7 protein-coding genes are annotated in these 7,712 nt (G+C 68.9%); 4 read left to right on the top strand and 3 right to left on the bottom strand.

Features of this window, described 5'->3' with window-relative positions; translation table 11 throughout:
- Positions 1-50 precede the first annotated feature (50 nt).
- Together A5696_RS03090 and A5696_RS03095 are read right to left on the bottom strand one after the other, a co-directional pair.
- Positions 51-890, bottom strand: a complete 840-nt coding sequence (locus A5696_RS03090) for a hypothetical protein (protein ID WP_067873253.1) — start codon at positions 888-890, stop codon at positions 51-53.
- Positions 891-1,008: 118 nt separating this feature from the next.
- Positions 1,009-1,821: a crotonase/enoyl-CoA hydratase family protein gene (locus A5696_RS03095; RefSeq protein ID WP_067873256.1), complete on the bottom strand. Its 813-nt coding sequence runs from the start codon at positions 1,819-1,821 to the stop codon at positions 1,009-1,011.
- Positions 1,822-1,885: 64 nt separating this feature from the next.
- Here A5696_RS03095 and A5696_RS03100 point away from each other — a divergent pair, with 64 nt between their 5' ends.
- From A5696_RS03100 to A5696_RS03115, 4 genes are read left to right on the top strand one after another with little or no spacing between them, the layout of a single operon-like run.
- Positions 1,886-3,526, top strand: a complete 1,641-nt coding sequence (locus A5696_RS03100; RefSeq protein WP_067873259.1) for an acyl-CoA synthetase — start codon at positions 1,886-1,888, stop codon at positions 3,524-3,526.
- Positions 3,527-3,541: 15 nt separating this feature from the next.
- Positions 3,542-4,309 (top strand): fructosamine kinase family protein, encoded by a 768-nt coding sequence (locus A5696_RS03105; RefSeq protein WP_067873262.1) that lies wholly within the window; start codon positions 3,542-3,544, stop codon positions 4,307-4,309.
- A gap of 24 nt (positions 4,310-4,333) precedes the next feature.
- Complete coding sequence (locus tag A5696_RS03110) at positions 4,334-5,158, top strand: amidohydrolase family protein (RefSeq protein WP_067873265.1); 825 nt, start codon at positions 4,334-4,336, stop codon at positions 5,156-5,158.
- The gene (locus A5696_RS03115; RefSeq protein WP_067873268.1) at positions 5,155-6,705 is read left to right on the top strand and encodes an acetolactate synthase large subunit; all 1,551 of its coding nucleotides are present in this window, start codon (positions 5,155-5,157) and stop codon (positions 6,703-6,705) included. The genes A5696_RS03110 and A5696_RS03115 overlap by 4 nt, the downstream gene beginning before the upstream one ends.
- 4 nt (positions 6,706-6,709) lie before the next feature.
- Here the strand turns inward: A5696_RS03115 and A5696_RS27905 are convergent.
- Positions 6,710-7,712: PecA family PE domain-processing aspartic protease (locus tag A5696_RS27905; RefSeq protein ID WP_197516873.1), on the bottom strand; the 1,003-nt coding region annotated here is incomplete at its 5' end.

A 7,712-nucleotide genomic window follows, 5' to 3' on the forward strand; every position in this document is an offset into this window, starting at 1 on the left:
CGCCGAGCGTGCCGTCAGGGCGGTAAATCGGCCAAATCTCGTGCCTGAGTTCACGTTCGGCGAGCCCACGCCGTGGCCAGTCGAGCCAGGACGCCGCCCCGCGTGTGGTCGGCCGCGACGCGGATGGTGATCCAACCCGTGGTGTCCAGAGCCTCATAGCGCTCGATGTCCCTGCGCAGTTGCCGGCGATCGGTCCGATGGTGGTCACCCTCGTACTCGAGCGCGATCTTGCGATCCTCCCAACCGAGGTCGACAACCGCGACGAGCTCGCCGTATTCGCCGTGGACGGGGATCTGGGTTTGCGGCGGAGGGTATCCGGCCTCGATGACCACGAGTCGCAGCCAGGTCTCCCGGGGTGACTGCGCACCGGCGTCGACCAGGGCGAGCGCGCGCCGGGCTCGCCTGATGTTCCGGCGGCCTTTGTAGCGGTCCGCAACCAGTTCCGCGTCGGCGACCTTCAGTCGGGTTGCCCTGGCCAGGGCATCGATGGCAGCGACGGCATTGCCGACCGGATTGCGACAGGCGAGGTCGAATGCCGTTCGCGCCGGGTTCGTCGTCAGCACGCCGCCGACCACTGCGGTCTCGTCGTCCGCGACGGTGTCCGACCAGGTACGGATGCCGGCCGGCGGGCGGCGGTGTTCGTACAGCAATTGCGCCGGCGCGCGGTGATCGACCCATTTGGCGCCGTGGAGCGCCGAGGCGGAATGTCCCGCGACGACCCCGCGCCGCCGGGACCACAGCCAGGCGGCACGAGCGCGCGTCACAGCGGTCAACTGCTGGTCGCGCGCGACGTAGACGTCCGGATGGATTGCGACGAATCGGCTTCGCAGCCCATGCCGTGTCACAGTGCCCGCTGCCAGCGCCTCGCTGCCGATGAAGGGGTCTGCCACGCGGGCAGTCTGTCTGAGGCCACCGACAGCCGCGCCGAGCGTGAAGTCAGGGATCGAATTCGAGCGAAATTTCGCCGTCAGTTCACGTTCGGCGAAGGGGAGGGGCTCGGCGCCGGCGCTAGCGGTTCTGGAAGTTCGGCTTGCGCTTCTCGGCGAACGCCCGCGGGCCTTCCTTGGCGTCGTCGGACAGGAACACCTTGATGCCGATCTGGGTGTCGATCTTGAATGCGTCGTTCTCGTGCATGCCCTCGGTCTCGCGGATGGCCCGCAGAATGGCCTGCACGGCCAAAGGTCCGTTAGCCGATATCAGTTCCGCGATCTCGAGCGCCTTGGTCAGCGCCTGGCCGTCGGGGACCAGGTGGCCGATCAGGCCGATCTCCTTGGCCTCGGCGGCGGTGATGTGCCGGCCGGTCAGCAGCAGGTCGCACGCGACGGTGTAGGGGATCTGCCGCACCAGTCGGACGGCCGACCCGCCCATCGGATACAGGCTCCACTTGGCCTCCGAGATGCCGAACTTGGCGCTCTCGCCGGCGACCCGGATGTCGGTGCCCTGCAGGATCTCGGTCCCGCCGGCGATCGCGGGGCCTTCGACGGCCGCGATGAGGGGTTTGGTCAGCCGGCGGCCCTTGAGCAAAGCGTCGATCCGTGACGGGTCGTAGCTGCCGTCCCTAAAAGAATCACCGGGTGGCCGTTTCGTCGCCGCCTTGAGGTCCATGCCGGCGCAGAAGTAGCCACCCGCCCCGGTGAGGATGCAGCAGCGGATGTCGTCGTCGTTGTCGACGCGGTCCCACGCCTGCACCATGATTTCCATCATTTCGGTGCTCAGCGCGTTGCGGGCGTGGGGCCGGTTCAACGTGACGATCAGGGTGTGACCGCGCTGTTCGACGAGGGCGTCCTGTCCCGTTTGTTCGTTTGCTGGCGTCTCGGCCACACCTACCGCCTTTCGGTCGACGTCGGGGGTGAGCTTGTCAAGAAATGTAACACGTTCTAATTTGGTGGCCGTGGCCCTGAATATCGCCGACCTCGCCGAGCACGCCATCGACGCTGTGCCAGACCGTGTCGCCCTCATCTGCGGCGACGAGAAGCTGACCTACGCCCAACTGGAGGAGAAGGCCAACCGTCTCGCGCACTACCTGATCGATCAGGGCGTCAAGAAGGACGACAAGGTCGGGCTGTACTGCCGCAACCGCATCGAGATCGTGATCGCGATGCTCGGCATCGTCAAGGCCGGCGCCATCATCGTCAACGTCAACTACCGCTACGTCGAGGGCGAGCTGCGCTACCTGTTCGACAACTCCGACATGGTGGCGCTGGTGCACGAGCGCCAGTACGCCGACCGGGTCGCCAACGTGCTGCCGGACACCCCGAACGTCAAGACCATCCTGGTCATCGAGGACGGCTCCGACAGTGACTACCAGCGCTACGGGGGCGTCGAGTTCTACTCGGCGATCGCCCAGGGCTCGCCCGAGCGCGACTTCGGTGAGCGCAGCGCCGACGACATCTACCTGCTGTATACGGGCGGGACGACGGGCTTTCCCAAAGGTGTGATGTGGCGCCACGAGGACATCTATCGGGTGCTGTTGGGCGGCACCGACTTTGCGACGGGAGAATTCGTCAAGGACGAGTACGACCTGGCCAAGGGTGCGGCCGCGAATCCGCCGATGGTCCGCTATCCGATTCCGCCGATGATCCACGGCGCCACCCAATCGGCGACCTGGATGTCGATCTTCTCCGGCCAAACCACCGTGCTGGCACCGGAATTCAACGCCGAAGAGGTGTGGCGCACCATTCATGAGCACAAGGTCAACCTGCTGTTCTTCACCGGTGACGCGATGGCGCGGCCGCTGCTCGACGCCCTGGACACCGACCACGAATACGACCTGTCGTCGCTGTTCCTCCTGGCCAGCACCGCGGCGCTGTTCTCGCCGAGCATCAAGGAGCGGCTGCTGGAGCTGCTGCCCAACCGCGTCATCACCGACTCGATTGGCTCCTCCGAGACCGGTTTCGGCGGCACCAGCATCGTCGCCGCGGGCGCGCCGCACAGCGGTGGCCCGCGCGTCACCATCGACCACCGCACCGTCGTGCTCGACGAGGAGGGCAACGAGGTGAAGCCCGGGTCGGGAGTGCGCGGCTTCATCGCCAAGAAGGGCAACATCCCGGTCGGCTACTACAAGGACGAGAAGAAGACGGCCGAAACCTTCAAGACCATCAACGGCGTTCGCTACGCCATCCCCGGCGACTGGGCTCTGGTCGAGGAGGACGGCACCGTCACGATGCTGGGCCGCGGCTCGGTGTCGATCAACAGCGGCGGCGAGAAGATCTACCCCGAGGAGGTCGAGGCCGCGCTGAAGGGCCACCCCGACGTCTTCGACGCCCTGGTGGTCGGTGTGCCCGATCCCCGTTACGGCCAACACGTGGCGGCCGTCGTGCAGCCCCGGCCCGGTTGCCGGCCGACGCTGGCGGAGCTGGACAGCCTCGTGCGCTCCGAGATCGCGGGCTACAAGGTGCCGCGCAGCCTGTGGCTGGTCGACGAGGTAAAGCGTTCGCCCGCAGGCAAACCCGACTACCGCTGGGCCAAGGAGCAGACCGAGGCGCGCCCGGCAGACGACGTACATGCGAGCCATGTGACGACCTGACGCGCACTCAGCCGCGTGACCGACTTCGTCAAGCAGCACCCGGGCGCGCCGGCGGGCTATTTCGCTTGGGAGGCAGCGGGTTTGCGGTGGCTTGCCGGCGTCGACGGCGGGGTGCCCTGCGCTCACGTGGTTTCCGTGGACGCGACGAGCCTGACCCTGCGGCGGCTCGAATCCGTGAGCCCGACCGCCGCGGCGGCGGACGCGTTCGGCGGCCGGCTGGCTCGCACGCATGACGCCGGCGCCGCGGCGTTCGGCGCGGGGCCCGACGGGTGGGACGGGCCGGGGTTCTTCGGGCCGCTGTCGCAGCCCCTGCCGATGTCGCTGCGGCGGCACCGGCGCTGGGGCGATTTCTACGCCGACGAGCGGCTGGCCCCGATGGCCGAGTTGGCGGCGCCGCGGCTCGACGCGTCGACCCGCGCCACGGTCGATGCCGTCGCGGTGCGCTGCCGGGCGGGCGACTTCGACGACGACGACCCGCCGGCCCGGCTGCACGGCGACCTGTGGAGCGGCAACGTGATGTGGACGCCGGGCGGCGTGGTGCTGATCGACCCCGCCGCGCACGCCGGCCACCGGGAGACCGACCTGGCGATGCTCGCGCTGTTCGGCTGCCCGCACCACGACGCCGTCCTCGCCGGCTACCAGCGGGTGCGACCGCTGAAACCCGGCTGGCGCAACCGCATCGGGCTGCACCAGCTCTTCCCGCTGCTGGCACACGTGGCGTTGTTCGGCGGCGGGTACGCGCGGCAGACGGACGCCGCCGCCCGCGCCGCGCTGGCCGCGTAACGCCCGTCTACAGTCGAAGCTCTGATGACGATCGATGTCTGGATGCAACACCCGACGCAACGGTTCCTGCGCAGCGACATGCTGGCCTCGCTGCGGCGCTGGACCGGCGGGTCGATCCCCGACACCGACATTCCCATCGAGGCGACCATCGCGGCCATGGACGCCGCCGACGTCCGCTTCGGCCTGCTGAGCGCCTGGCGCGGCCCGAACGGCCAGGACTTGGTCTCCAACGACGAGGTGGCCGGATGGGTGCGGTCTCACCCGGACCGCTTCGCCGGTCTGGCCGCGGTGGACCTCGATCGCCCCATGGATGCGGTGCGCGAGCTGCGGCTCCGGGTGAAGCAGGGGTTCGTGGGGTTGCGGGTGGTGCCGTGGCTGTGGAACGCGCCGCCCACCGACCGCCGCTACTATCCGCTGTTCGCCGAATGCGTGGAGTCGGCCGTGCCGTTCTGCACGCAGGTCGGCCACACCGGCCCGCTGCGGCCGTCGGAGACCGGACGCCCGATTCCCTACATCGACCAGGTGGCGCTCGACTTCCCCGAGCTCGTCATCGTGTGCGGCCACGTCGGCTATCCGTGGACCGAGGAGATGGTCGCGGTCGCCCGCAAGCACGAGAACGTCTACATCGACACCTCGGCCTACACGGTCAAGCGGTTTCCGGACGAGCTCGTCCGCTTCATGAAAACCGGCACCGGACAACGCAAAGTGTTGTTCGGCACCAATTACCCGATGATCAGCCCCACGCATGCGTTGGCGGGGCTGGATGAACTCGGGCTAAGCGATGCGGCCCGCCGAGACTTCCTGCGCGGCAACGCCGAGCGTGTTTTCGGATTGGAGGCACACCAGTGAACGGTGCTCAGGCCCTGATCAACACGCTGGTCGACGGTGGCGTCGACGTCTGTTTCGCCAACCCGGGCACGTCGGAGATGCACTTCGTGGCAGCACTCGACGCCGTTCCCCAAATGCGCGGCGTGTTAACCCTTTTCGAGGGAGTGGCCACCGGGGCCGCCGACGGCTACGCCCGCATGGCCGACAAGCCGGCCGCGGTTCTGCTGCACCTCGGCCCGGGCCTGGGCAACGGCCTGGCCAACCTGCACAACGCGCGGCGCGCGCATGTGCCGATGGTGGTCGTCGTCGGCGACCATGCCATTTACCACAAAAAGTATGACGCCCCACTGGAATCCGACATCGACGCGCTGGCGGGCAGCGTCTCGGGATGGCTGCGCCGCACCGAGCAGACCGCCGACGTCGCGTCCGACGCCGCCGAGGCGATCGCCGCCAGCCGGGCGGGCTCGCACATCTCCACCCTGATCCTGCCCGCCGACGTGTCCTGGACGGACGGGGCGCAGCCCGCCACCACACCGCCCCCGCAACCGGCGGGGGCCGACCCGCGGTTGGCGACCGAGGCGCTCGAGGTGCTGCGGTCCGGGGAGCCCGCGGTGTTGCTGATCGGGGGCGACGCCACGCGTCGGCCGGGGCTGGCCGCGGCCGCGCGGATCGCCCAGGCGACCGGCGCCCGGTTGCTGTGCGAAACGTTCCCGGCGCGGCTCGAGCGCGGCGCCGGGGTTCCCGCCGTCGAGCGGCTGGCCTACTTCGCCGAGGCCGCCACCGCCCAGCTGAACGGCGCCAAGCATCTGGTGCTGGCGGGCGCCAAGTCACCGGTGTCGTTCTTCGCCTACCCCGGCATGCCCAGCGACCTGGTGCCGGCCGGCTGCGAGGTGCACGTGCTCGCCGAATACAGCGGTGCCGCAGGCGCTTTGGCCGCGCTGGCGGACGAGGTGGCCCCCGGCACGGTCGCGCCGGTGGCAGACGCGGTGCGCCCGCAGCCGCCGACGGGCGCACTGACCTCCGCCTCGGCGGCGGAAGTGATCGGGGCGTTGTTGCCCGAAGGCGCGATCGTCGTCGACGAGTCGAACACCTCCGGCCTGCTGCTCCCGCAGGCCACTGCCGGTGCGCCCGCTCATGACTGGTTGACGCTGACCGGCGGTGCGATCGGCTACGGAATCCCGGCGGCGGTGGGTGCCGCGGTGGCCGCTCCCGGGCGTCCGGTGCTGTGCCTGGAATCCGACGGGTCTGCCATGTATACGATTTCGGGGTTGTGGACGCAGGCGCGCGAGAACCTCGACGTGACCACCGTCCTCTACGACAACAGCGCCTACGACATCCTGCGCGTTGAGCTGCAACGCGTCGGCGCCGGGTCGTCGCCCGGTCCCAAGGCGTTGGACTTGCTCGACTTATCCCGTCCCACAATTGATTTCGTCAAGATATCCGAGGGGATGGGGGTTCCGGCGCGCCGCGTAACAACCGCCGAGGAGTTCGCCGACGCGCTGCGCGCCGCCTTCGCCGAACCCGGGCCGCACCTCATCGACGCCGTGGTGCCCTCGCTGATGGGGTAGTACGTCAGGCGTCGAAGATTGTCGTCCCGAGACCACTGGGGCTCTGCGCGATGTACACCGGTCCCAGCGCGAAGGGGATGTTCCCGGTGTTCATCACGCTGCCGGTAACCGTCAGGGGATCCGCCGCGGTCGTCGTGTACGAGTACAGCAGCTGGTTGGTGCTGGTGTAGACCGAAATGGCCGTTCCCACCGGCACGGTTCCGGTCGTCTGACCCGTCCCGAGCAGGGACGCCGGGATGGATCCGAAATTGTCACCGGAATCGATGAACAGCGAAGGAACAACCGTAGACGTCGTGCCATGCCCGGGGACCGTGACCTGTACGTCCACGTTGGTGACGGTCGGCGAACCGGTGATGGACACAGTGCTGGATAAGGAGTTGGGACCGAAAACGAGTTGGTTGTGGGGTTGGTTGAAGAGCACGCCCTGATCGACGGTGCCCGGCAACGCGGGGATCACCGTGCTGGTGCCCGGGCCCCCGGCGTTCGGCCCGATACCCAGGACGCCGACGATGCCGGTGCCGGACCAATAGTTTGCGAAGTTCGTCGAGTCGGTGCCGGTGAGGACGTCAACCGCGGTCGGCGACGTGGCGGTGAGGACGGACCCGGTCGGTCCGGTCAAGAAACCAACGGTCTCGTCGGACGTGGTGTAGTGGACGGTCACCGACGCGCCGGGCCCGGAGTAGGTGACCGAACCCGTGGTGACGGATGAGCCCGGGTTCGGGACGTATTGCCCTTCGATGACAAGACCCGACGATCCGGTGTCGACCAGCACGGGCGCCGGCGGCCCGCCATTGACGGAGACATAGGCGATCGGGAAACGACCTTCGGACAGCGACAGCGCGATGGTTTCGTTTTGCGAAAGCGGGGTCCCGTTGCTGCCGGCGCTCCCGCCGGGGCCGGACCCGGCCCCGCCCGTGCCGCCGGTGCCGTTGGTGCCGGGCGAGCCGACCGTGCCGCCGCCGCCGCCGGTGCCGCCGTTGCCGCCGTTGCCGCCGGTGCCGCCCACC

The organism is Mycobacterium sp. E2699 (assembly GCF_001666745.1).
Classification (GTDB): domain Bacteria; phylum Actinomycetota; class Actinomycetes; order Mycobacteriales; family Mycobacteriaceae; genus Mycobacterium.

Excerpts from the sequence above, each read along its gene's own strand:
- A5696_RS03110 (WP_067873265.1), top strand. The coding sequence starts at position 4,334 with ATGACGATCGATGTCTGGATGCAACACCCGACGCAACGGTTCCTGCGC.